At 73.6% G+C, this 23,659-nt stretch carries 17 protein-coding genes and 1 riboswitch; of the genes, 7 read left to right on the top strand and 10 right to left on the bottom strand.

What is annotated here, in order from left to right:
* Positions 1-8: 8 nt before the first annotated feature.
* Positions 9-1,295, bottom strand: coding sequence for a hypothetical protein (locus tag H291_RS0120225; protein WP_020016842.1), 1,287 nt, complete (start codon positions 1,293-1,295; stop codon positions 9-11).
* A 215-nt stretch (positions 1,296-1,510) separates the two neighbouring features.
* On the opposite strand from H291_RS0120225, the gene H291_RS30925 reads away from it, so the two are divergent.
* Complete coding sequence (locus H291_RS30925; RefSeq protein ID WP_020016841.1) at positions 1,511-1,783, top strand: hypothetical protein; 273 nt, start codon at positions 1,511-1,513, stop codon at positions 1,781-1,783.
* A 75-nt stretch (positions 1,784-1,858) separates the two neighbouring features.
* On the opposite strand, the gene H291_RS0120215 is transcribed toward H291_RS30925, so the two are convergent.
* On the bottom strand, positions 1,859-3,136 hold the full coding sequence (locus H291_RS0120215; protein WP_020016840.1) for a DUF418 domain-containing protein: 1,278 nt from the start codon (positions 3,134-3,136) through the stop codon (positions 1,859-1,861).
* A gap of 43 nt (positions 3,137-3,179) precedes the next feature.
* Positions 3,180-5,336: a DEAD/DEAH box helicase gene (locus H291_RS30920; RefSeq protein WP_020016839.1), complete on the bottom strand. Its 2,157-nt coding sequence runs from the start codon at positions 5,334-5,336 to the stop codon at positions 3,180-3,182.
* Between the two features lie 127 nt (positions 5,337-5,463).
* Between H291_RS30920 and H291_RS0120205 the strand changes: the two genes are divergently transcribed.
* Positions 5,464-6,168 (top strand): hypothetical protein, encoded by a 705-nt coding sequence (locus H291_RS0120205; protein ID WP_020016838.1) that lies wholly within the window; start codon positions 5,464-5,466, stop codon positions 6,166-6,168.
* A 52-nt stretch (positions 6,169-6,220) separates the two neighbouring features.
* Here H291_RS0120205 and H291_RS0120200 read toward each other — a convergent pair whose 3' ends face one another.
* The gene (locus H291_RS0120200) at positions 6,221-9,319 is read right to left on the bottom strand and encodes a toll/interleukin-1 receptor domain-containing protein (RefSeq protein WP_157237205.1); all 3,099 of its coding nucleotides are present in this window, start codon (positions 9,317-9,319) and stop codon (positions 6,221-6,223) included.
* A gap of 154 nt (positions 9,320-9,473) precedes the next feature.
* Here H291_RS0120200 and H291_RS0120195 point away from each other — a divergent pair, with 154 nt between their 5' ends.
* Entirely contained in the window at positions 9,474-11,270 is a 1,797-nt protein-coding gene (locus tag H291_RS0120195; protein ID WP_020016836.1) for a RyR domain-containing protein, read from the top strand.
* Positions 11,271-11,307: 37 nt separating this feature from the next.
* Complete coding sequence (gene dxr / locus H291_RS0120190; RefSeq protein ID WP_020016835.1) at positions 11,308-12,477, top strand: 1-deoxy-D-xylulose-5-phosphate reductoisomerase; 1,170 nt, start codon at positions 11,308-11,310, stop codon at positions 12,475-12,477.
* A gap of 130 nt (positions 12,478-12,607) precedes the next feature.
* Here dxr and thiD read toward each other — a convergent pair whose 3' ends face one another.
* The 4 genes from thiD to H291_RS0120170 form a co-directional block, all read right to left on the bottom strand.
* Positions 12,608-13,534 (bottom strand): bifunctional hydroxymethylpyrimidine kinase/phosphomethylpyrimidine kinase, encoded by a 927-nt coding sequence (thiD, locus tag H291_RS0120185; RefSeq protein WP_084468288.1) that lies wholly within the window; start codon positions 13,532-13,534, stop codon positions 12,608-12,610.
* Positions 13,531-14,295 (bottom strand): thiamine phosphate synthase, encoded by a 765-nt coding sequence (thiE, locus tag H291_RS30915; RefSeq protein WP_020016833.1) that lies wholly within the window; start codon positions 14,293-14,295, stop codon positions 13,531-13,533. The genes thiD and thiE overlap by 4 nt, the downstream gene beginning before the upstream one ends.
* Positions 14,292-15,125, bottom strand: coding sequence for a hydroxyethylthiazole kinase (thiM, locus tag H291_RS0120175; protein WP_020016832.1), 834 nt, complete (start codon positions 15,123-15,125; stop codon positions 14,292-14,294). Before thiM ends, thiE begins: the two co-directional genes overlap by 4 nt.
* Positions 15,115-15,212: riboswitch (TPP riboswitch) on the bottom strand. Its footprint overlaps the gene before it by 11 nt.
* A gap of 62 nt (positions 15,213-15,274) precedes the next feature.
* Positions 15,275-15,847, bottom strand: a complete 573-nt coding sequence (locus tag H291_RS0120170) for a TetR/AcrR family transcriptional regulator (RefSeq protein WP_020016831.1) — start codon at positions 15,845-15,847, stop codon at positions 15,275-15,277.
* 124 nt (positions 15,848-15,971) lie between these two features.
* On the opposite strand from H291_RS0120170, the gene H291_RS0120165 reads away from it, so the two are divergent.
* A complete protein-coding gene (locus tag H291_RS0120165) occupies positions 15,972-17,003 on the top strand; it encodes an aldo/keto reductase (RefSeq protein ID WP_020016830.1) in 1,032 nt (343 codons plus the stop codon).
* A 130-nt stretch (positions 17,004-17,133) separates the two neighbouring features.
* Here H291_RS0120165 and H291_RS0120160 read toward each other — a convergent pair whose 3' ends face one another.
* Positions 17,134-18,543, bottom strand: a complete 1,410-nt coding sequence (locus tag H291_RS0120160; RefSeq protein WP_020016829.1) for an aspartate aminotransferase family protein — start codon at positions 18,541-18,543, stop codon at positions 17,134-17,136.
* Between the two features lie 100 nt (positions 18,544-18,643).
* Positions 18,644-20,950 carry a hypothetical protein gene (locus H291_RS0120155; protein ID WP_157237204.1) on the bottom strand — a complete coding sequence of 769 codons (2,307 nt, stop codon included), beginning with the start codon at positions 20,948-20,950 and terminating at the stop codon, positions 18,644-18,646.
* A gap of 139 nt (positions 20,951-21,089) precedes the next feature.
* Here H291_RS0120155 and H291_RS0120150 point away from each other — a divergent pair, with 139 nt between their 5' ends.
* Positions 21,090-22,412 (top strand): M50 family metallopeptidase, encoded by a 1,323-nt coding sequence (locus tag H291_RS0120150; RefSeq protein ID WP_232216124.1) that lies wholly within the window; start codon positions 21,090-21,092, stop codon positions 22,410-22,412.
* A gap of 73 nt (positions 22,413-22,485) precedes the next feature.
* Positions 22,486-23,628, top strand: coding sequence for a flavodoxin-dependent (E)-4-hydroxy-3-methylbut-2-enyl-diphosphate synthase (ispG, locus tag H291_RS0120145; RefSeq protein ID WP_020016826.1), 1,143 nt, complete (start codon positions 22,486-22,488; stop codon positions 23,626-23,628).
* The last annotated feature ends 31 nt before the right edge of the window (positions 23,629-23,659 follow it).

Raw genomic sequence — 23,659 nt, 5'->3', positions numbered from 1 at the left:
GGGTGGGGTCAGCAGGCCTTGGCAGCCGGGCCGCTGGAACCCGTGTTGACGTACGCGTCCGAGATCCAGTTGCCCGGCCCGATCCGGTTCCACACGTTGCTGACGCCGTAGTAGCCGTCCACGCGGCTGCCCTTCGCGGTGCACTCGATCACGACGTTGGTGAACCGCCCGGCCTGCCCGACGGCGGAGTGGTTCGTGCCGGGGCCGGACCGCACCGTCAGGGGCCGGCCGCTGGTGCGCACGACGCCCTTCGGCCCGTTGCCGGTCCACAGGTAGGTCACGGTGGTCCAGGCGTTGTCCTTCAGGCCGAGGCCGTCCCAGAAGGTGCCGTCGCCCAGGTCGATCCCCGCGGGGTTCGCGACCTTGCGGCCGAACCCGTCCTTCCCCTTGTTGTAGCCGTCCTCGTAGGCGGCCTGGGCCTGGGGCAGGCCCCGCGGCAGGTCGTCCCACGACTCGCGCTTCTTCGACCCGTTCCAGTGGTCGTCCTTGGTGTTCCAGGGGCCGACGTCCCACACCGGCGCGTACGCGCACCGGCCGGTGCGCTCGGCGCAGACCCGCACCGAGTAGCTGCCCGAGTTCTTGGCCGCCAGCCCGCGCCGGGACGGCAGGGCGACGAAGTGGTCACGCTTCTTGATGACGTGCCCGTTGGCGGTGGTGCCGCCCACCAGGCCCTCGCGGGTCGCGAAGACCTTGTAGCTGCGCCCGTCGGCCTTGGCCTGGACCTCGACCTCCTGCAGGGACCGCGACCGCTCCACCTCGGGCGTGAGCGTCACCTCTCGCACGGTCGGGGTCACGTCGCTGTCGCCCACGAGCGTGACGCGCGCCTGGAGGGTCGCGGACGCGACCGGGAGCCGCTCGCCCGCCGGAACCCACTCGGTCCACGAGTCGGGGCCCTCCTCGGCGAGCCGGCCGCGCACGTCCACGAGCACGGACGTGCCGTCGGGCGTGGCGGCGTCTACCTCGGCGGCGACGCCGGTCGCAGGGGAACCGAGCTCCACCGGGTCGGCGACGAGCTGGCCCGCCGCCTCCCGGGGCCTGTCGGCGCCAGCTCTTCCGGCGTCGGCCGGGGCATCCGGGACGGCGATGCGGAGCCCCTCGTCCGCATGTCGCACCCCGGCGTCGTCCGGGCCGACGGCGTCGAGGTCGACGGACCAGGCCTGGGCGGCGAGGTCCTGGCCGGACCCGGTGCTCGGCGCGACGGCGGCGACGGCCGTGCCCGAGACGACCAGGAGAGCGCAGGTGGTCGCCGCCAGGAGGGCGGCGCGGCGTCGGGGAGTGCGGGCCTGGGTCACCATGCCCTGAATGTAAGCGCCACCTTTTTCGCCCGCGAGGCGAAGCGGGTGGAATTTCGGGCGGCGGGTCCGCTGTCGAGCTTGTCGGGACCAGGGTCTCGACAAGCTCGACCAGCGGTGTGATCCGGGCTCGACCGGCGGTGGATCGGGGCCCGCGTGGTGCATGATCGGGGGAGCACCGAGCACGACCTGAGACAGCGATCAGCAAGGAGAAGCACGTGTCCGAGTTCCTGGCCGACAAGCCCGGCAAGTTCGACCTCGACGGCGACGGCGTCACGGACGTCGAGGTCGCAGACACCGACGGCGACGGCGTCGTGGACGCCCAGTTCGAGGACTACGACGGCGACGGCGTGCCCGACGTCGAGCTGTACGACACCGACGGGGACGGCGTGCCCGACGTCGTCGTGGAGACCGCCGGCGGCACGCGGACCATCTCCGTGGACGCCGACGGCGACGGCGTGGACGACGCCGTGGACTCGTTCCCGGCCTGAGAGTGCGCCTCTACCCAGTCATTCGGCCCGGAACCACGTCGGTTGCGGGCCGAATGACTGGGTAGAAGCGCACCTCTACCGGGCCGCCGCCACGGGGCGCCCGTAGACGAGGCGGCGCAGCGCGACCTCGGCCGGGCCGCGGCGGCCCGTCTGCTCCTGCCAGACGGCGAACGCCACCGTGAGCCCCCAGACCAGCACGGCGTAGAGCAGCATGCTCCACGAGCTGAGGTACTGGCCGAGCCCGAGGCCCCACGCGGCCAGAACCGGCGCGCACAGCACGGACTGCAGCAGGTAACAGGTCAGCGACCGCTTGCCGACGGCCTGGACGGCGCCGGCGAACGGCCCGTCCGTGACCAGCAGGTTGCGCGACGGCGCGCTGGTGCGGCGCTGGGCGACCCGGTGACCGATCAGGCCGAACAGGGCGACGTACCCGAGACCGCCGAAGAAGCCGGTCAGGACCTGCACGGGCAGGAAGACCCAGGCCGCGTGGTCCGGTACGGCCAGCGCGCCGACGTGGTCGAGCGCAGACGGGAGTGGGCCGAGGCAGCCGATCGTGAGGCCCACGACCGCCACGCGGCGCAGCAGCGTCAGGTGCTCGCCGGGGTTCTCCAGGATGCGGCGGCGCCCCGCCCAGAAGGCGAGCAGGAGCATCATCGGGACCACGAGCATCAGCACGCCCTGCCCGACGGTTCCAGCCGCCCAGAACAGCAGGCGCTCACCGATGCTGGCGACGTACGACGTCGACGTCATCGCGTCGGTGGACGATGCGAAGCCGGCGGCGATCTCCCGGGCGACCGGGTCGTCGGCGGGGATCTGCGCGGTGAACCACGCGCCCACCACGGCGAACGCCGTGCCGATCGCCAGCAGGCCGCAGAGCACGCCCGTCCACACGAGCAGCGTACGGTCCTTGACCTGGAAGAAGAGCCACACCATGAGCAGGCCGGCCAGACCGTACGCGCCGAGCACGTCGCCCATCCAGAGCAGCGCCGCGTGCACGAACCCGAACGCGAGCAGCAGCCAGTTGCGCTTCTGCAGGAGCTTCCGCCCGGCCTCCTCGGACGTGCCCGACGACACCTGCCGGTTGTAGAGCTGCATCATCCCGTAGCCGAACAGGAACGCGAACATCGGGTAGGTCCGCAGGTCCACGAGGACGATGATCAGGAATGCGGCCACCTTGTCGACCACGGAGCCGTCGACGGGGTGGGACGACATCCCGGCCACCTCGCTGCCCCACAGGTAGAACGGCGTGTTCGCGATCGCGATCAGCAGGAGCATGAACCCGCGCGCCAGATCGGGGGCGGGGGAGCGTTCGGCGGCCTGGACGGGTCCTCGGGTGAGGGCGGTGGTCGTCATGGGTCCATCTCAGCAGGCCACGTGCTCCGCCGCGAGGAAAGCGCTAGGCCGCGGGCTCCTCCAGCCGCGCCCGCTCCTCGTCGACGATCCGCTTGGCCAGCTCCTTGTCGCTGACCTCGGCGGCGCCGGCCCCGGGCGCCGTGGGCACCGTCGAGCGTCCGGCGTACTCCGCGAAGAGCTCGGCCTTGGTGCCGAGGATCTCCAGGAGCCGCTCGTCCACGCTCTCCTCGATGAGCAGGCGGTGCACCTGCACGGTGCGCACCTGGCCCATCCGGTGCGCGCGGGCGATGGCCTGCGCCTCGACGGTCGGCTTGACCTGCGGCTCGCACAGGATCACCACGGAGGCGGCCTGGATGTTGAGCCCCACCCCGCCAGCCTCGATCTGGCTGACCAGCACCTTGGGCTCCTTCGCCTGCGTGAACTCGTCGACCAGCTCCTGACGGCGGGCGGACGGCACCGACCCCGTGATGGGCCCGACGGCGAGCGGGCCGAGCTCGGCGAGCACCCGCTCGATCACGTCGCGGAAGTAGGAGAAGACCACGACCTTGCGGTTGTTCTCCACGGCCTCGTCGACGATCTCGCGGAGCCGGACGAGCTTCGCCGTCGGCTCGGGGGCCTCGACGAACGCGGCGCGGCGCATGTCGGCGAACGAGCGCCCCAGCACCGCCTGGCGGTAGGCGGCGCCGTCGTGCTTGCCGAACCGCTCCCACTCGTCCACCTGGACCAGCTCGGGGAGCTCGGTGAGCACGTCCTCCTGGTTGCGGCGCAGGTAGACGGTCGCGACGGACCGCCGGAAGGCGGAGGCACCCGCGAGGCCCGCCGCCGGGTCGATGTCGTCGGCGACCTCAGGCTTGAGGTAGCCCACCAGGCTGCGGAACTCGTCCACGGTGTTCTCCATGGGCGTGCCCGACATGAACAGCACGCGCTCGGCCACGCGGGCCCATTCCGCCGTCCGCTCGGAGCGCTGCGCCTCCGGGTTCTTCACGTAGTGCGCCTCGTCGACCACGAGCAGGGCGGGGCGCGGCAGGTCGCCCGTCCGCAGGTGCCCGAGCTGGGGGAAGGTCGCGACGCCGACGCCGCCGTCGGCCGCCCACTCCTTGATGCCCGCCTCGCGGTCGTCGCCGTGCAGCACGCGGACGGTCAGCTTCGAGTGGGCCGCGACCTCGCGGGCCCAGTTGGCCGCGACGCTCGCGGGGCACACCACGAGGAAGTGCGTGCTCCCCTTCGCGGCGAGGTGGGCCATCACCGCGATGGCCTGGACGGTCTTGCCCAGGCCCATCTCGTCGCCGAGGATCGTGCGCCGCTGGGACAGCGCGTACCTGGCGCCGAACGCCTGGTAGGAGCGCAGCGAGACGTTGAGCAGCGAGGTGTCCAGGTCCTGCGTCGCGACCTCGTCGACGACGTCCTCGGGCAGGTAGCCCTCGGCGGCCTCGACGTCGATGCCGAGGTCGACCAGGTCGCCCAGCGCCGTGAGGTAGGCGGCGGCCCGCGCCTCGAAGTCGCTCCAGACGTCGGCGTCGGACGTGTTCGTGAGCACCTCGTCCAGGGTGCGCAGGGCGTCGGTGATGCCCACGGCGTCGAGGTCGTCGGTCAGCGTGCGCAGGTCGGTCAGCGCGGCGTCGGCACGGTCGGTGCGGCGGCGGCCCGCGAAGAACCGCCGCACGAACGTGGCCCGCACGGCACCCGTCTCGGCCAGGCGGGCGAGCTCGCGCACGTCGACGTCGAGCCGGTCCTGCCAGGTGCCGAAGAACGCCTTGACGTGCAGGTGGTCGTGCAGCGCGCGCACCAGGCGCGTGGCGAGCGGGTCGGCGGGGGAGTGGTCCAGCCGGAAGGCGAGGCCGGCGTCCACGGCGCTGAAGACCTGCTGGGCAGCCTTCTGCAGGGCCTCCGCCGTGCGGGCGCCGACGCCCGCGATCGCCGTGAGCTCCTCCGGGGCGGCCGCCCTGATCTGGCCGACGGTGCGGTACCCCGCCTGCTCGAGCGGGCCGAGGCGCAGGCCGCCCGCGCCCACCTCGCGGACACGGTCGAGGGGTACCTCGGAGAGCTCGTCCAGCACGCGTGCGTCGCGGGCGGCGCGGTAGGCGGCGCGCACTCGGGCGGGTGCGCCGCGGCGCTGGCTGAGGGTACGGGAGCCCAGGTCGTGCCGGGTTCCGGCCTCCTCGAGCAGCTCGCGGGCATCACCGCGGGACCAGGTCGTCATGGCCGACGACGGTACTGCGTGCGGGGCGTCGCGGAGGCCTCGACGTGCGTCGTGGACCGACGTTTCTTACATACCGGACCGAATGCCCATTCTGGTAGTTTCGTCGCACCATTAACAGGAGGAAAAAGTGAGCACGGACGCACTGCCGGAGCAGGCACAGGCGGCGCAGGCCACCGCCGCAGGGGAGCCGACGCCGCAGCTGGCGCCGGAGGCGACGCCGGACGTCGCCCAGGGCGACACGAACCCGGAGCCGGCCGCGAGCCCGGCCCCGGTCGCCGGGCCGGAGGGGGCCGTGGCCCCGGCCGCGACGCCGGCACCGGCCGCGACGCCGGAGCAGGACGAGGACCCGGAGCGCGCGGACAACATCGAGACGCGGACCGCGGCCCGGCTGCACCAGCTGGTCGCGTCGGGCGCGGAGAAGCTGCCCGGCGAGGCCGGCAGCACCGTGTCGAAGCTGGCCGTGGCGCTGCTGTCGTTCGGCAGCCAGGCGGCGGCCAAGGACCAGGAGAAGTCGACGTCGGCGCTCGTCGGCGAGGCCGTCGGACTCTTCAAGAGCCTGGACGACGACGACCCGGCCAAGCAGCGCAACGCCCTGGAGCACGCGCTGGAGACGTTCACGACGTCGACCATCGGGGGCAAGGAGCGCTCGCAGGTGCTCGAGGTCGCCGAGGAGGCGATGGGCCTGTGGAGCAAGCTGCGCGGGACGTCGTCCGACCTCGCCAAGTCCGACGCCGCCGCCTCGATGCGCTCGCTGACCAGCGCGCTGCGCAAGGAGGGCCGCGACGCGGAGGCCGACGAGGCCGAGACCGAGGCCAAGCGCCTCGAGTCCTGACCTGACCCGCTGAGTGCCGGATCCTCGCCCGACCGGGGCGAGGATCCGGCACTCAGCGGTTCTCCGGGCAGGTGGGGGTGTCCGTGAGGGAGACGCCGTCCGGCATGTCCGCCGCGGTCGGCTCCCGCCCCGCCATGGCGCAGGCCCGCGCGATCATCTGGTCGTCCGAGAAGGTCCAGCCCGTGGTGACGCCGTGGTCCTGGACCACGAGGAGCTGGCCGTCGCCGGCGTACACGTCGCCGGGCGCGACCTTGCCGCCGGGCGAGTAGAGCCGGGTCGCGAGCGCGCCGACCTTCTGGCCGGTCGCGATGTCGAAGAACGCCAGCGCGGCGCCCTGGTTGCGGGCCACGAGGTCGGGCCCGGGCAGCACCGCGAGCACGTCGCCGTAGGTGCCGGTCAGGTCGAGGTCCTCGGGGTCGCCCGGCCCGGCGACGGCGCGCAGCCGCACCTTCGCGTCGAGGCCGAGCGTGACGAGCCGCTCGGGCAGCGTCATGTCCGCACCGGTCCGCGCGCCGATCAGGTGCACCTGGTCCACGCTGCTGCCCCGCACGGTCCAGACGTCCCGCGCGCCCGCGGCGGCCGCGGTCAGGTCGGCGACCCGCAGCGAGAAGTCCCGGGGTGCGACGGCGACCTGGCTGCCGTCGTCGGCGACCGCCACCCGCCCGGGCTCCGCCCACGCCGAGCCGAGCCGCGGCGTCGTACCGAGCGGGCCGGGCACGTACAGCGCCCGCTCCTGCAGCCCGACGTCGAGCACGTGCAGCCCGGAGCAGGTGTCCACCAGAACCAGGTCGTCGCGGGTGCGCTGGGCGCTCACGATCGTGGCGCAGCCCGGGTCGCCGCCGTCCAGGCCCGGTGCCACGAGGTCGCGGAACCCGGCCTCGTAGCCGGCGGTCGTGCCGCCCTGGGTCCGGTAGGCCTCGCCGTCGGGGGTGACCAGCAGGAGCCGGTCCTCGTCGAGCCAGACCGGCAGCAGGGGCCGGCCGGCGTCGGGGCTGTCGGCCGGGAGGTCCACCGTGCCGAGGCCGTGGATCAGCACGGTGCCGTCCGACCAGGACGCCGCCGTGCTGGCCGGCCCCGTGGGCTCGGCGCGGTAGGTGGCCAGGACGGCCGTGGGGCCGGCCTGGGCCGGCCCGCCGACCTCCGAGTCCTCGCCGGGATCCGCGCCCGGGTCCTCGCCCTGCCCGGGATCCGAACCGGTCGCCGCCGCGCCCGCCCCGCTCGGCAGGGGCACGTCCCCGTCGGTCCCGGCGGTGCTCCACAGCGCGATGCGGCCGTCCGACGCCGCCGCGACCCGGTCCACCCCGACCAGGACGGGCGACCCCGGCCCCCGGATGCCGGACAGGTGCCAGGTGCGGTGCACGTCGGTGTCGGCGCCGATCTCGCACGCGACCAGCCCGCTGTCGGTGGCGACCAGGGCGCGGGTCGTGGCGTCGTCGACCGCGACCACCTCGGGGTCCGACCAGGCGCGCGGCACGGGGCAGTCCGCGGTGCGCGCGGTGCCGTCGGCCCAGTGGTGCAGGGTCACGGTCGTGGTGTCGCCGTCGGAGGCCAGCGTCGCCCAGTCGCGCAGGGACGGGGAGGGCACGCCGCCGTCGGGCAGGTCCACGGGGCCGCCGCCGGTCGGCTCCAGCGTGTCGAGGCTGCGGATCTCCAGGGTCCCGGCGTCGGCGTCCGCCACGGCGAGGGTGCGGCTGGAGCCGACGGCGAGCGATGTGACGCCGAGGTCGGTCTCGGCCTTGGTGCGGAACGCGAGGCGCTGCTCGGCGGGGCGCGCGGCGCCGTCGTCGGACTCCAGGACGGCGAGGTCCCGGCCGGCCAGGTTGATGGTGCCGATCCGGTTGCGGTCGCTGGTGGCGTCGTGCCAGGCGATGACCAGGGTGTCGCCGTCGGGCGTGACGGCGACCGCCGTCGTGCCCGGCAGGTCGAGGTGCGTCTGCCGGCTGGTGCTGTCGGCGGGCAGCGGCCCGAACCGGCCCAGGGTCACGCCGAGATCGTCCACGGCGGCGACCACGGCGCCGTCGGCGCTGCCGGACACGACGGGTCCCGTGCGCCCCGGCCCGCTGACCGAGCCGAAGGGCGTGCGGTCGCCGCGCAGCACGGCGGGCGCGCCGTCGTCGGGGTTCCAGCGCACGAGGTCTCCGGTCTCGGTCCGGCCGACGACGCCGGCGGCGGTCGGTGCGACGTCGGCCAGCCCGGTCTCCTCCGGGACGTCCACGGTGCGCAGCAGGTACGGGTCCGCGGGCTCGTTGGCCGTGACCGCGTTGAACAGCGCGGTCCGGGTCTGCCCGTCCCGCAGCCGCCGCACCGCCTCGACCGCCAGCAGCTGCGCGGTGGCGGGGTCGTCCTGGTGCACCACGTGCGACGTCGCGCCCAGCAGGTGCGCCTCGTTGGCGTTCACCGCCTCGTTCGCGCGGTCCGCCTCCCGCTGCGCGTACGCGAACGCGCCGATCGACAGGACGAGCATGACCGCCAGCGCCATGTTCACCAGGCGGTTGCGCAGGCCCGCCGAGCTCTGCCGGGCGATGTGCGCGCTGAGGATCTCCTCGGTGCTGACGTCCTGGCCGCGCAGCGGCGCCACCAGCTCGGCGAGCACGCCCGGCCGGTCGGGGTGGTGCCGCCAGAACCGGCGCTGGCGCAGCATCGTCAGGTCGGTCCACTTGGGCTCGTGGTCGATCCGCTCCACCAGCGGCGCGGGCAGCGCCGTGGTGCTGATCGCGTCGATCTCGTTCGCCGTCTGGTCCCAGACGATCTTGCCGCTGGTCAGCGCGACCAGCAGCGTCTCGGGACCGCGGTGGTCGAGCCACCACGCGACCTCCTTGGCCACGTACTTCGAGCTCGCCGCGCCCTCCGAGGCGAACAGGATCAGGTAGTCGGACCGTTCGAGCTTGCGCTCGATCGCGTCCCAGAGGCTCGGGTTGTTCGCCAGACCCGTCCGGTCCAGGAAGACGTTCAGGTCCGGCACGTCGTCGCGCTTGTCGAAGTCGAGGAGCTCCGCGTGGAACGCGGGCGCGAAGTCGCCGTCCGAGTCCCGGCTGTAGGACAGGAAGGCGTCGTACCCGCCGGAGGGCGGCGTGGCGTGCGCGCGGCTGTTCCGGGCCACCCGCCCGGCGCGGCTGGTCGGTAGCAGGGAGCGGACAATCCGGTCGGTCATCCTGCTCCCGCAGCCTTTCCTCGGCGAATGTTTGCGGACCGGGAGAAACATATCCCCTGGTGTGTAGTGTCGCCGCAGGCCATGACGCTAGTCACCTTCGTGGTGAAATGCACGGTTAAGCACGGTTGGTTCGCCCGACGAGGAAGGCACCAAGATGGCACCGGAGCTGGTCGTCCCGCCCGACGGTCCCCGGCGGCTGCGCGTGCGCCGCTCCTGGGTCCGCGCCGGCTTCGTCGCCCTGTTCGGCGTCGCGTTCGGCCTGGGCCTGTGGGGCTTCTGGCTCTACCGCACCTCGCCCGACTTCGAGTGGGGCACCAGCGCCTGGGACCTCGTCTACTACTCCGTCCAGCTCTTCGTGCTCGGCGCCGAGGCCACGAACCAGGGCGGCGACCTGCCCTGGCAGCTCCAGGCCGCCCGGTTCCTCGCCCCGGTCGCCACCGGCTACGCCGTCTTCGAGGCCGTGCGCTCGCTGTTCGCCGACCAGTTCGTGCTCATGCGCACCCGCCGCATGCGCGGGCACGCGATCGTCGTGGGCCGCGCGCCCGCCGCCGACCTCATCGCGGCGGCGCTCGCGGCCCGGGGCGCCGTCGTCGTACGCACCGCGACCGGCGACGCCGCCTCGCTGCGCAACGCCGGCGTGGCGGGCGCCGCCGTCCTGTACGCGTGCGAGGCCGAGGACGACGAACCCGGCGTCAACGTGCTCACCGTCGCCGTGGCCAGCCGCGCGGACCGGGCCGCCGACCTGCCGGGCCTGCGCCTGAACGCCCACGTCAGCGACCCGGAGCTCGCCCTCGCCCTCCAGGCGCGGCACCTGAGCCACCCCCAGCCGGGTGTCGACTTCTTCACGCTGGGCGAGCTCGTGGCCCGGTCCCTGGTGCGGCGCGACCGGATCGTCGCGCGCGGCACCGCGCCGCACATCTCCGTCGTCGGGCACGGGACGTTCGGCCGGGCGCTGGTCGTGGCGTTCGCGCGCCTGCGGAGCGTCGAGATCGCATCCGGCGGCGAACCGCTCACCGTGACCCTGGTCGGGCCGGGCGCGTGGGAGGCCGCCGCGGCGCTGCGCGCCCGCTGGCCCTCCGTGCGCGCCGCGTGCCGGCTGGTCCCCGTGGACACGTTCGCGCAGGTCCGGTCGGTCGGCACGCCCCAGCGCGTCTACGTGTGCCACGACGACGACGGAGACGCGCTCCGCGAGGCGCTGCGCGACAGCGACCTCTGGCGCGCGAGCGAGGGCGCCGTCGTGCTGCGGCTGAACCGGCTCGCCGGGCTGGGCGGGCTCTTCGGCGCGCACGACGGCGCCATCCTCGACGACCTCGCGGGCCGCCTAGACGTCGTGGAGCCCGGCACGCTGCTGCGCCGGGCGACGGCGCCCGGCGCCCTGGTGCACGACGACGTCTACGACCTCATGGCCGTCTCCGCGCACCTGACCTACCTGCGCAACCAGCGCGCGCAGGGCGTGGCCTGGCAGAGCACGCCCGCGATGGTCTCGTGGTCCGAGCTGTCGGAGGACCTGCGGGCCGCCAACCGCGCCCAGGTCCGCGCGATCCCGGACCGCCTGCGCCAGATGGGCTGCACCGTGGTGCCCGCCGGGAATGCCGAGCACGGCCGGATCCCGGAACCCGTCGTCGACGCGCGCGCCGTCGACGAGCACGACCGCTGGATGGCCGAGAAGGTCGCCGCGGGCTGGACCTACGGCCCCGAGCGCGACGACGCCCGCCGGCTGCACCCGGACCTGCGGCCCTGGGCCGACCTCTCGGAGGCCGACCGCGAGAAGGACCGCGCGGCGATCCGTGCCATCCCGGTGATCCTGGCCGACTTCGGCCTGCACGTGGTCCCGCTCGACGACGACGCCGGGTGGGAGGCCGCCGACGCCCCCGTGCCCGACCCGCGCGGCGTGGTGCGGGGCTGGCGGATGTTCGGCCGCGGCCGGTCGGAGCCGTCGGGCGAGGGCTGACGTCGGCCGGGCCGTGCCGGGCTGACAGGATGGGCCCATGCGAAGCGTCACCCTTCTGGGCTCCACCGGTTCCATCGGCACGCAGGCCATCGACGTCATCGGGCGCAACCCCGAGCGGTTCCGCGTGGACGCCCTGTCCGCGGGCGGCTCGGACCTGCCGCTGCTCGCGAGCCAGGCGGCCACGCTCGGCGTCCGCGCCGTCGCGGTCGCCGACCCGGCCTCGGGCCCCGCGCTGACCACGCTCCTGCGCGAGGCGGGGGCGGACGGCGTCGAGGTGCTCACCGGGCCGGACGCCGCCACCGAGGTGGCGGGCCGGGGCAGCGACGTGGTGCTCAACGGCATCACCGGCTCGGTCGGGCTGCGCCCCACCCTGGCCGCGCTGGCCGCGGACTCGACCCTGGCGCTGGCGAACAAGGAGTCGCTCGTGGTGGGCGGCGCCCTGGTCAAGGCCGCGGTGCGGCGCGAGGGCCAGATCGTGCCCGTGGACTCCGAGCACTCGGCCATCGCGCAGTCGCTCCGCTCGGGGGCGTCGTCCGAGGTGCGCAAGCTCGTGGTGACCGCGAGCGGCGGGCCGTTCCGGGGGCGCTCGCGGGACGAGCTGCGCGACGTGACCCCCGCCCAGGCCCTGCGGCACCCCAACTTCGCGATGGGCCGCGTGGTCACCACCAACTCGGCGACGCTGGTCAACAAGGGGCTCGAGGTGATCGAGGCGCACCTCCTGTTCGACCTGCCGTTCAGCGCCATCGACGTCGTGGTGCACCCGCAGCAGATGATCCACTCCATGGTCGAGTTCGTCGACGGCTCTACGATCGCGCAGGCCGGGCCGCCGCGGATGCTCGTGCCGATCGCGCTCGGCCTGTCCTGGCCGGACCGGCTGCCCGACGTCGACGTCGGCATCGACTGGACGCAGGCGGCGAGCTGGGAGTTCCTGCCCCTGGACGACGACGCGTTCCCCGCCGTGCGGCTGGCGCGCCAGGTCGGAGAAGCCGGGGGCACCCACCCCGCGGTCTACAACGCCGCGAACGAGGTGTGCGTGGACGCGTTCCACGACGGCACGATCGGGTTCCTCGACATCGTCGACACCGTGGCCGCCGTCGTGGAGGCGCACGCGTCGGCCGGGGCGGGCGATGCGGGCTCGGTCGAGGGTGTCCTGGAGGCGGACGCCTGGGCGCGGGCGCGGGCGGCGGAGATCCTGAAGTCGGTCTGACGCGGGGGCTGGTCCGGCTGATCGTCCGGCTGGGGCCGATCCCCTTTGAGGCCTAAGTTTCTTCGCTTTCGGACAACTCAAAGCGAAGAAACTTAGGCCTCAAAGGGGATCTCCCGGTCCCGTCCCGGGATCAGCGGGCCGCGAAGCCGTGGTGCACCGGCCCGTGGCCCCGCCACGGACCCGACGCCGTCCCCGTTCCGCCGACGACGAGGTCGTCCGCGGCGCGCAGCGCCCCGGTCAGGTACTCCTTGGCGGCGCGGACCGCCGGCTCCCAGCCGTCGTGCACCGGCCGCAGGACGGCGCAGGCCGAGCTCAGCGTGCAGCCCGTGCCGTGGGTGTTCCGGGTCGGCACGCGGGGCGCGGTCAGGGCGACGGCGCCGTCCAGGCCGGGACCCGCGAGGTGGTCGACCGACTCCGCCGAGTCGAGGTGCCCGCCCTTGACCAGCGCAAACCCTTCCCCGAGCGCGCTCAGCGCCCGGGCCTGGTCCGCCGCCGCACGGCCGTCGCGGGCCGGTTCGACGCCGAGCAGCACGGCGGCCTCGGGCAGGTTGGGCGTGACCAGGTCGGCCAGGGGGAGCAGCTCGTCGCGGAGCACCGCCTCGGCGTCGGGTGCCAGCAGCCGGTCGCCCGACGTCGCGACCATCACCGGGTCGAGCACCACGAACGGCGCCCGCCCGGCGGCCCGCAGGTCGCGCAGGACGGCGGCGACCGCCCGCGCGACGCCCGCGTTCGTGGTCATGCCGATCTTGATCGTGTCCACGGCGACGTCGGCGAACAGCGTGTCGAGCTGCGCGCGCACCATGTCGGCGGGCACCGGGTGCACCTGCGTCACGCCGGTGGTCGACTGCGCCGTCAGCCCGGTGAGCACCGCGCAGCCGTAGCCGCCGAGCGCCGCGAAGGTCTTCAGGTCGGCCTGGATCCCCGCGCCGCCGGACGGGTCCGACCCGGCGATCGTCAGCGCCACGACCGGGTGCCCCGGCGGCCGGGTGCGTCGTCCGGCTTCGGGTGTGAGCCTGGTGCGTGCTCCCGCGGACGGCGCGGCGTGCGACCCGGTCATGCCGCAGGTCCCGCCGACACGCCGAGCCGGCCGGACGGCGCGCGCTCGGCGGTCGGGTCGCCGCCCGGACCCGAGCCGCCCTGACTCGAGCCGCTCGCATCCGCCCCGCCGCGCACAGCCGCCCACGCCCGGGCGATCTCCCGTGCCGCAGCTTCCGGGTCGGGCCGGCCGCAGACGGCGGAGACCACGGCGCTCCCGGCTGCCCCCGCCCCGTGCAGCGCGGCGACGTCGGCGGCCCGCAGCCCGCCGATCGCCACGCAGGGGAGCGGCGCGGCGGCCGTGACGACGCCGAGCCGTGCGAAGCCGATCGCCGCACGGGCGTCGGTCTTGGTCAGGGTGGGCCGCACAGGCCCGACGCCCAGCAGGTCCACCGTGCCGGCCGGCAGGTCCGCGACCGCCCGCGCCTCCTCCGGCGTGCTCACGCTGAGCCCGAGGTGCCGGTCCGGGCCCAGCAGCCGGCGCGCCGAGACGGGGTCCAGGTCGCGCTGGCCCACGTGGGCGCCGTCGGCGTCGATCGCGAGCGCGACGTCGACCCGGTCGTCGACGATCAGCGGCACCCCGAGCGGCCGGAGCAGCGTGACCAGGGCGCGGCCGAGGTCCACGAGCTCGCGCGTGCTCGCCGCCGGGTCGCGGAGCTGGACGGCGGTGACGCCGCCGTCGACCGCCGCGCCCACCGTGGCGACGACCCCGGCGGGGCCGCCGCACTGCCGGGTGTCGGTGACGAGGTAGACGGACGGGTCGAGACGGATCCGGGCGCTCACGCGCGGGCCCGGGCAGGCTGGGCCCCGGCGGCAGGCTCGTTCAGCAGGCCGGCCCCGAACCCGACCGCCTCGGCGTCGACGTCGAACACGCGGTCCACCAGCTCGACGGCGAAGCTGCCGGGCGTGGCCGACGTCGTGCGGTCCGCGGCGACGCAGAGCCAGGCCGTCGCGGCCGTGGCCGCGAGCAGGCGGTCCTCGGTGACGGCGGCGCACGCCGCGACCAGCGCGCCGAGCGAGCAGCCGACGCCGGTCACGCGCGTCATCAGGGAGGTGCCCGCCTGGACGCGCACGACACGCTCGCCGTCGGTGATCAGGTCGGACGCGCCGCTCACGGCGATCACGGCGCCGGAGGACCGGGCCAGGCCGAGCGCGACGTCCCGCACGCCGTCGGGCGTGTCCAGGGAGTCGACGCCGCGGCCGCCGGCCCCGCCCGCGAGCGCCTGGATCTCGGAGCCGTTGCCGCGCACGACGGCGGGGCCGCGGGCGAACAGCTCGGCGGCGAGCCGGGTGCGCAGCGGGAGCGCGCCGATGGCCACGGGGTCGAGCACCCAGGGCACACCGGCGGCGGTGGCGCCGTCGACGGCGGCCCGCATGCCGTCGGCCTGGCCGCCCTCGATCGTGCCGAGGTTGATCAGCAGCCCGCCGGCGACGCCGGCCATGACGGGCGCCTCCTCGGGGTCGGCGACCATTGCCGGTGCCGCGCCGGCGGCGAGCAGGATGTTCGCGGTGAAGCCCGTGACCACGACGTTGGTCACGCAGTGCACCAGTGGGGCGGTGTCGCGCACCGCGGTGACGACCGACGCGACGGCGTCGGGCAGGACTGAGCCCATGAGGCGTTCCCTTCGCTAGCACTACCTAGATCAGGTTCCACGGGTGCATCTCAGCCGGACAGGTGCCCGGCGCCCCGCGCCATTGGGTGCCGACCTTATACGGCTCTCGCCGGTGTCCGGAACCGTCGGTGCGTGCTGGAGGGGAGGGGTCAGGCCTGGTACCGCAGCCCGTCGACGAGCAGGTCGAGCATGCGGCGGCCGTGCTCGGGATCCTCGTCGCTCATGGTCACCGACAGCTTGGACACGGCGTAGAGCAGGTCCTTGGGGCTGGCCACGGGGCGGATGGCGCCGGCCGCGGCGGCCGCGTCGAGCAGGGAGCCGACGGCGGGGCCGAGCCGGCCGATGAAGTAGGCGGGCAGCGCGTCGAACGTCGGGTCGCCGGAGTGCAGCGCGGAGGCGAGCCCGCGCTTGGTCGCGAGGAACTCGGTGTACCGGTGGAGCCACTTCTCCAGCGCGACGACGGGGTCGTGCTCGGCGGCCAGGGCGGGCGCGGCGTCGGCGGTGGCGTCGACCTCGGCCTGGAACACGGCCTTGACCAGGTCGGACCGCTTGGGGAAGTGCCGGTAGAGCGTGCCGACGCCGACACCCGCGAGGTCGGCGATCTCCTTGGCGGGCGCGTCCACGCCGGACGTGCCGAAGACCTGCTTGGCGGCGTCGAGCAGCGCGTCGATGTTGCGCTGCGCGTCGCGGCGCAGCGGCCGCTGCTCTGTGTGCTGGGTCACTTCTCTCCCGATCCGTTGCTAACCGGAACGCCTTTCCATATAGTTCTGGAAGAGCGTTCCGCTTAGCTCCAGACTATGGCATCGCCGGTGCGCTCACCAGACCTCTCGACCCCAGGAGGGCCCCATGCACTACCGCAGCCTCGGCCGGACCGGCATCAAGGTCAGCCCCTACGCGCTCGGCGCGATGATGTTCGGCGCGATCGGCAACCCCGACCACGACGAGTCCGTCAAGATCATCCACAAGGCCCTCGACGCGGGCATCAACTTCATCGACACGGCCGACGCCTACTCGCGGGGCGAGTCCGAGGAGATCGTGGGCAAGGCGCTGAAGGGCCGGCGCGACGACGTCGTGCTGGCCACCAAGGTGCACCTGCCCATGAGCGACGACCCCAACCACCGCGGCAACTCCCGGCGCTGGATCATCGCCGAGGTCGAGAACTCCCTGCGCCGCCTCGGCACGGACCACATCGACCTCTACCAGATCCACCGGCCCGACCCGGACACCGACGTGGAGGACACGCTCGCTGCGCTGACCTACCTGATCAACTCGGGCAAGGTCCGCGCCATCGGCTCGTCCACCATGCCCGCCGCCGACATCGTCCAGGCGCAGTGGGTCGCCGAGCGGCGCGGCCTGGAGCGGTTCCGCACCGAGCAGCCGCCGTACTCGATCCTGAACCGGGGCATCGAGCGCGACGTGCTGCCCGTGGCCCAGCAGTACGGCATGGGCACGCTGGTGTGGAGCCCGCTGGCCGGGGGCATGCTCACCGGCAGGTACCGCAAGGGGCGCACCAGCGACGCCCACCGGGCGCAGTACGGGTTCAAGCACCTGCAGGACGAGCGGCGGCTCGACGTCGTCGAGCAGCTCATCCCCGTCGCCGAGGAGGCCGGGATGCCGCTGAACCACCTCGCGATGGCGTTCGCGATCGCGCACCCGGGCGTCACGTCCGCGATCATCGGGCCGCGCACCATGGAGCACCTCGACAGCGCGCTCGCCGGCGCCGAGGTCAGCCTGAGCGACGAGGTCCTCGATCGGATCGACGCGATCGTCCCGCCCGGCACGGACGTCAGCCGCCTCGACATGGCCTACGACCCGCCGGCCATCCAGCAGGCGACCCTGCGCCGCCGCCCGACGGAACAGCGCGCGGCGGCGGCCTGACCCCGGGCTGACCTGGAAGGTGCGCTTCTACCCAGCGATTAAGCCCGAAAACGCGCCAGTTCCGGGCCCAATGACTGGGTAGAAGCGCACCTCCGACCCGGGCGGAGCGCCGACCACGCCCCACGCCCCGTCACAGCCGCGTCCACGCCTCGCTCAGCACCCCGCGCAGGATCTGCTCGATCTCGTCGAACTCCGGCTGCCCGATCGTCAGCGGCGGGGCGAGCTGCACCACCGGGTCGCCGCGGTCGTCGGCGCGGCAGTACAGGCCTGCCTCGAACAGCGCCGGGGTGAGGAACCCGCGCAGCAGCCGCTCGGCGTCGTCGCCCGAGAACGTCTCCCGGGTGGCCTTGTCGCGGACGAGCTCGATCGCGTAGAAGTACCCGGCGCCGCGCACGTCGCCCACGATCGGCAGGTCGTACAGCCGCTCCAGGGTGGACCGGAACGCGGGTGCGTTCTCCTTGACCCGCCCGGTCAGGTCCTCCTCGTCGAAGAGGTCGAGGTTCGCCATGGCTACCGCCGCCGACACCGGATGCCCGCCGAACGTGTACCCGTGCGCGAACGTCGTCGAGCCGTGGGCGAACGGCTCGAACACCCGGTCCGAGACCAGGCAGGCGCCGATCGGGGAGTAGCCCGACGCCATGCCCTTGGCGCACGTGATCATGTCGGGCACGTAGCCGAAGTCGTCGCACGCGAAGATCGAGCCGATCCTGCCGAACGCGCAGATCACCTCGTCGGAGACCAGCAGCACGTCGTGCCGGTCGCAGATCTCGCGCACCCGCTCGAAGTACCCCGGCGGGGGCGGGAAGCAGCCGCCCGCGTTCTGCACGGGCTCCAGGAAGACGGCGGCCACCGAGTCCGGGCCCTCCGTCTCGATGAGCACCTCGATCTGGTCCGCGGCCCACCGGCCGAACGCCTTCGGGTCGTCGCGCAGGTCCTCGGACGCCCGGTAGATGTCGGTGTTCGGCACCTTGAACGCGCCCGGCACCAGCGGCTCGAACGGCGCCTTGAGGCCCGGCAGGCCCGTCAGGGACAGCGCGCCGTGCGTGGTGCCGTGGTAGGCGATGTTCCGCGAGATCACCTTGTACTTGCCGGGTCGGCCCTCCAGCCTCCAGTACTGCTTGGCCAGCTTGAACGCCGTCTCCACGGCCTCGGAGCCGCCGGTCGTGAAGAACACGCGGTTCAGGTCGCCCGGGGCCAGACCGGCGAGCCGTTCGGCCAGGTCGATGGCCGGCGGGTGCGCGAACGACCACAGCGGGAAGAACGCCAGCTCGCCCGCCTGCGCGGCGGCCGCCTCGGCGAGCACCCGGCGGCCGTGCCCGGCCTGGACCACGAACAGCCCCGACAGCCCGTCGATGTACCGGCGTCCGGCCGCGTCCCAGACGTGGTGGCCCTCGCCGCGCACCAGCGTCGGCACCCCGGCGTCCCAGGCGGACTGCCGCGTGAAGTGGCCCCAGAGGTGCCGCCGGGCGGCGTCGTCCCGCGGTGTGCCGCGTGGCGTGACGTTCGCCCCGCCAGGGGCGGGCGCAGGGAATCCGGTCATGGAGGTCTCCCGTCGTAGCGGCCGACCCGACCAGGCTATGACGTGTCAGACGTACAGGTCACTCGGGGGATCTGTGGGTCTGACACGTGCGGGCAGAGGGTCACCGCCGGCTCGTCCAGCTGAAGACCGCCCAGCCCGTCACGAGCGCACCCACGGTGACCAGCGCCGTGGCCGTGACTGCCTGGAGCGGGCCGATCAGCGACGCGTCCAGCGCCACCTGGACCGTGCCGATCAGGGCGTAGACACCGGCGAACACCGTGATGGCCGACAGCGTGCCGTCCATCAGCCGACGACGGGAGCGCTCGCGCCGCGCCTCGGCCGCCCGCTCGCGGTCGTTGTGCAGGCGTTCGAGCGCGGCGAGGCGGGCCGCGATGGGCTCCTGGAGCAGCTCGCGCAGCCGTTCGGTGACGCCGGCCGCCTGCTGCTCGAACCGCGAGGCGTGCAGGAGCTGGTTCAGCATGCGCGACTCGAGCGCGGACGCGAGGAACGTGGGGGAGGTGATGGTGGTCAGCGTGGTACGCACCTCCGACGCGAACTCGTGCAGCCGCAGCTGCTCGCGGGTGAGCCCCTCCTTGCGGTCGGCCAGGTCGGCGCCGTTGTTCACGTCGTGGTCGGCGAGCATGGCCGCGACGGTGCGCAGGTGGTCGGCCAGCGTGGCGTTCCAGGCGCTGAACAGCCCGTTGAGGCTGGCCACGAACTCGGCGAGCGACCCGTACTGGGAGATCTTGAAGTGCGCCGTGCCGACCAGTGCCACGGTGGTCGAGTTGGTGGCCACCGCCACGACGTCGCCCAGGTGCCGCACGCCCTCCAGCAGCACGGGGTTGCGCTGGGGCAGGGTCCAGTCGCACAGCGTGGCCGTGCCGTACGACACGGGCTGCAGCAGCACCTGCGAGCCGAACGCGGCGAGCATCTCGTCGCCCATGGAGACCGGCGTGCGTCGCTCCGGGGGCGCCGCCGGGCCGCGGCCCCGGCTCGCCTCGTAGACGGTGGTGACGACGTGCGCTCGTCCCTGGGCGATCTCGGTGCCCTCGCGGACCAGGTCCGCCGTCGCGCGCTGGAGCAGGTCGGCCAGGTCGAAGAGGCGTTCGGGCGGCAGGGCGCCGCCCGGGTCGACGTCGACGGGCGAGCCGTCCAGCGCGATCCACCGCACCCGGATGTCGGCGTGCAGGTTGGACAGCCGGAACCGTGCGTCACGGACCTGCTGCGGCGACTGGTCGCGCGACGAGTACCGGAAGCGCACGTAGTGGTTGCCGAACTCGGTGAACCGCACGTCGCAGGACAGCTCGGCGATGAACGTCCCGTCGGGCTGCTCCAGGCGGACGTTCGGCATCGACAGCGACGCGCCGCCGTAGGGGCGCGCCGCCCGGTCGACGCTCGCCCAGACGTCGTCCATCTTGAGCCGGCCGCGTACCGCGAAGGCCTGGACGCCGAGCAGCTCGGGGCGCTCGTCGCGGTGCGCGAGCCGCCGGATCGCGGTGACCGCGGCGGCCGGTCGCACGTCGCGCAGCCCGAACGGGTAGATGTAGACCGTCCGCAGGCGGTCGAGCGTGAGCCAGGTCGAGTCGAGGTTGCGGTGCAGCTGCGTCAGGTGCATCCGGTAGGAGCGCAGCTCGCTGGCCAGGATGTAGTTCAGGTGCCGGTCGGTCTCGGCGGCGCGCAGGCCGTCGAGCGCGGGGCCGAGCCGCGCCGGCTCGCCCGCCATCGCCTCGGACGCCGCCCGGGCCGCCTCGGCCAGCGCGCGGAAGTAGCGGATGCGGGTCACGGCCTGCGGGACCAGCGCGCGCCGGAACGGCGACGTCGGGTCGGGGATCGCCCGCGCCGCCCGCAGCAGCTCCCCGCACCGCTCCCCGGCGTGGGCGGCGGCGTCCGCCACACGGTCGAGGTCACCCGCGCTGCGCGCGGCCGCCGTGTGCATCTGGGTGATGAGGGTGCGCAGCAGCACGGCGACGGCGTCGCCCTCGGCCTGGCAGACGTCGTCGGGCGCGTCGTCGCGGCACGTCTCCCAGGTCTCGACGAAGGCCCGCAGCGGCACGATGATGCGGCCGTGCCGGAACGTGTACTGCAGCGCGTCGCCGGCCTGCGACCACAGGTACACGCCCAGCAGCGCGGCGGCTCGCGGCCTGCCGGTCACCGCCCGCAGCGCGGCGGCGGTCTGCGGGCCGCGCGGGTCGCCGGGCACGGGGTGGCGGCGGTTGGGCGCGTCGCCGTCGTCGCCCATGTTCCAGCGCGAGGCCGACCAGATCTCGTTGACGTCCACGCCGATCTCGCGCAGCTGCCGGGCCACGCGGGAGTCGCCGTCCGCGGCGGACCAGGCCTCGGTCTGGAAGATCGAGGTCAGGCTTCCCATGAGGGAGGCCGGGCCGTGCGCGTGCAGCTCCCGGAACCCAGGGACAGACGAAACCGACATGTCGTCAGGTTAATGATCAGTAACCACTGTTTCAAGGAATGACCATGTTCTCGCCGCGAGGTGAACGTCGGGTGGCCGTACCGGGGGGAGCCGTGCGCGCCCCGCCGGGCTGTCAGCCAGGTGTCGTAGTCTCGGTCCCGTGAGCATCGTTCCGCACATCGTTGGTGTGCTCGTCCTGCTGGTCGGCGTCCTCGTCTCCGTCGGTCTGCACGAGCTGGGACACATGATCCCGGCCAAGAAGTTCGGCGTCCGCGTGAGCCAGTACATGGTGGGCTTCGGCCCCACCCTCTGGTCGCGCACCAAGGGCGAGACCGAGTACGGCATCAAGGCGATCCCGCTCGGCGGCTTCGTGCGCCTGGTCGGCATGATGCCGCCGGCCCCCGAGGGCACGCCGCGCAAGAAGGGCTTCTGGAACGAGCTCGTGGCGGACGCGCGCGACGCGTCGGTCGCGGAGGTGCGGCCGGGTGAGGAGCACCGCGCCTTCTACAACCTCTCCACGCCCAAGAAGCTCGTGGTCATGTTCGGCGGGCCGTTCATGAACCTCGTGATCGCCACGTTCCTGATGGCGGTCATCCTGATCGGCTACGGCCTGCCCGCCGTCTCGACGACGGTCGCGCAGCTCTCCGAGTGCGTCCCGGCCTCCGCGACGTCCGGCGCCGCCGGCGACGACTGCGAGGGCCGGCCCGCCGCGCCCGCCGCCGCGGCCGGGCTCCAGCCCGGCGACGAGGTGGTCTCGTTCGGCGGCACCGAGGTGACCGGCTGGCAGCAGCTGGTCGGCCTCATCAACGACTCCGCGGGGCGCGAGTCCGACGTCGTGGTGCTCCGCGACGGCGAGCGCGTCACGCTCGAGGTCACCCCCGCCGAGACCGAGCGCCCCGTCGTCGACGAGCAGGGCGCCGCCGTCCTGGGCGCCGACGGCGAGCCGCTCACCGAGCCGGGCGGCTTCGTGGGCTTCTCCCCGCTCCAGGTCCGTGAGCCACAGCCGCTGTCCCGCGTGCTGCCCGAGGTGGGCAACATGACGTGGCAGACGGCGACCATGGTGGCCACCCTCCCGGTCCGCGTGGCCGACGCCGCCACCCAGGCCTTCACCGCCGAGGAGCGCTCGCAGGACTCGGTGCAGTCCATGGTGGGCGTCGCGCGCATCAGCGGCCAGATCATGGCGCTGGACGAGGCGATCCTCGACCGCGTGATGATCTACCTCAGCCTGCTCGCCAGCCTGAACATCGCGCTGTTCGTCTTCAACCTCATCCCGCTGCTGCCGCTCGACGGCGGGCACCTGGTCAACGCCCTCTACGAGGGCGGCAAGCGCACGGTCGCCCGGGTGCGCGGGGCGGCCGTCCTGCCGGGCCCGGCCGACGTCGCCCGCATGACCCCCGTGGCCTACGTGGTCTTCCTCGTCCTGCTCGGGGTGGGCGGCGTGCTCATCGTGGCGGACCTGGTGGATCCCGTGCGCATCACGTGACGCCGCGCACGAAGTGCGTTTTGACCCCTTCGAAGAGTGGATACTTGATTTCGTGACCGCAATCAGCCTCGGCATGCCAGCAGCACCCCCGCCGGTCCTCGCCCCTCGCCGCAAGACCCGGAAGATCAAGGTCGGCAAGGTCGAGGTGGGCGGTGACGCACCCATCAGCGTGCAGTCGATGACCACCACGCCCACCACCGACATCAACGCGACCCTCCAGCAGATCGCGGAGCTCACCACGGCAGGCTGCGACATCGTGCGCGTCGCCGTCCCGAGCGCCGACGACGCGGAGGCGCTGCCGATCATCGCGAAGAAGTCCCAGATCCCCGTGATCGCGGACATCCACTTCCAGCCCAAGTACGTGTACGCCGCGATCGACGCCGGCTGTGCCGCCGTCCGCGTGAACCCGGGCAACATCCGCAAGTTCGACGACCAGGTCAAGCAGATCGCGGCCGCCGCGAAGGACGCCGGCGTCTCGCTGCGCATCGGCGTCAACGCCGGCTCGCTCGACAAGCGCATCCTGGAGAAGTACGGCAAGCCCACCCCGGAGGCCCTGGTGGAGTCCGCCGTGTGGGAGGCGAGCCTCTTCGAGGAGCACGACTTCCACGACTTCAAGATCTCGGTCAAGCACAACGACCCGGTGGTCATGGTGCGCGCCTACGAGCTGCTCTCCGAGCGCGGCGACTGGCCCCTGCACCTCGGTGTCACCGAGGCCGGCCCCGCGTTCCAGGGCACCATCAAGTCGGCCACCGCGTTCGGCGCCCTGCTCAGCAAGGGCATCGGCGACACGATCCGCGTCTCCCTCTCGGCCCCGCCGGTCGAGGAGGTCAAGGTCGGCAACCAGATCCTGCAGGCGCTCAACCTCCGCCCCCGCAAGCTCGAGATCGTGTCCTGCCCGTCGTGCGGCCGCGCCCAGGTGGACGTGTACACGCTTGCCGAGAAGGTCACCGCAGGCCTCGAGGGCATGACCGTCCCGCTGCGCGTCGCCGTCATGGGCTGCGTCGTCAACGGCCCGGGCGAGGCCCGCGAGGCCGACCTCGGCGTCGCGTCCGGCAACGGCAAGGGCCAGATCTTCGTCAAGGGCGAGGTCATCAAGACCGTCCCCGAGGCGATGATCGTCGAGACGCTCATCGAAGAGGCGATGCGGATCGCGGATGAGATGCCCACGCCGGAGAATGAGGCACAGGCCGGTTCGCCGGTCGTCTCGGTCGGCTGAGCCGCGTCGGATCCCAGGGCTCGGGCGATAC

The sequence above is a fragment of the Promicromonospora sukumoe 327MFSha3.1 genome (genome assembly GCF_000385135.1).
GTDB lineage: Bacteria > Actinomycetota > Actinomycetes > Actinomycetales > Cellulomonadaceae > Promicromonospora > Promicromonospora sukumoe_B.
The sequence above is the reverse complement of the archived record's forward strand: the minus strand, read 5'-3'. Positions and strand labels throughout refer to the sequence as shown.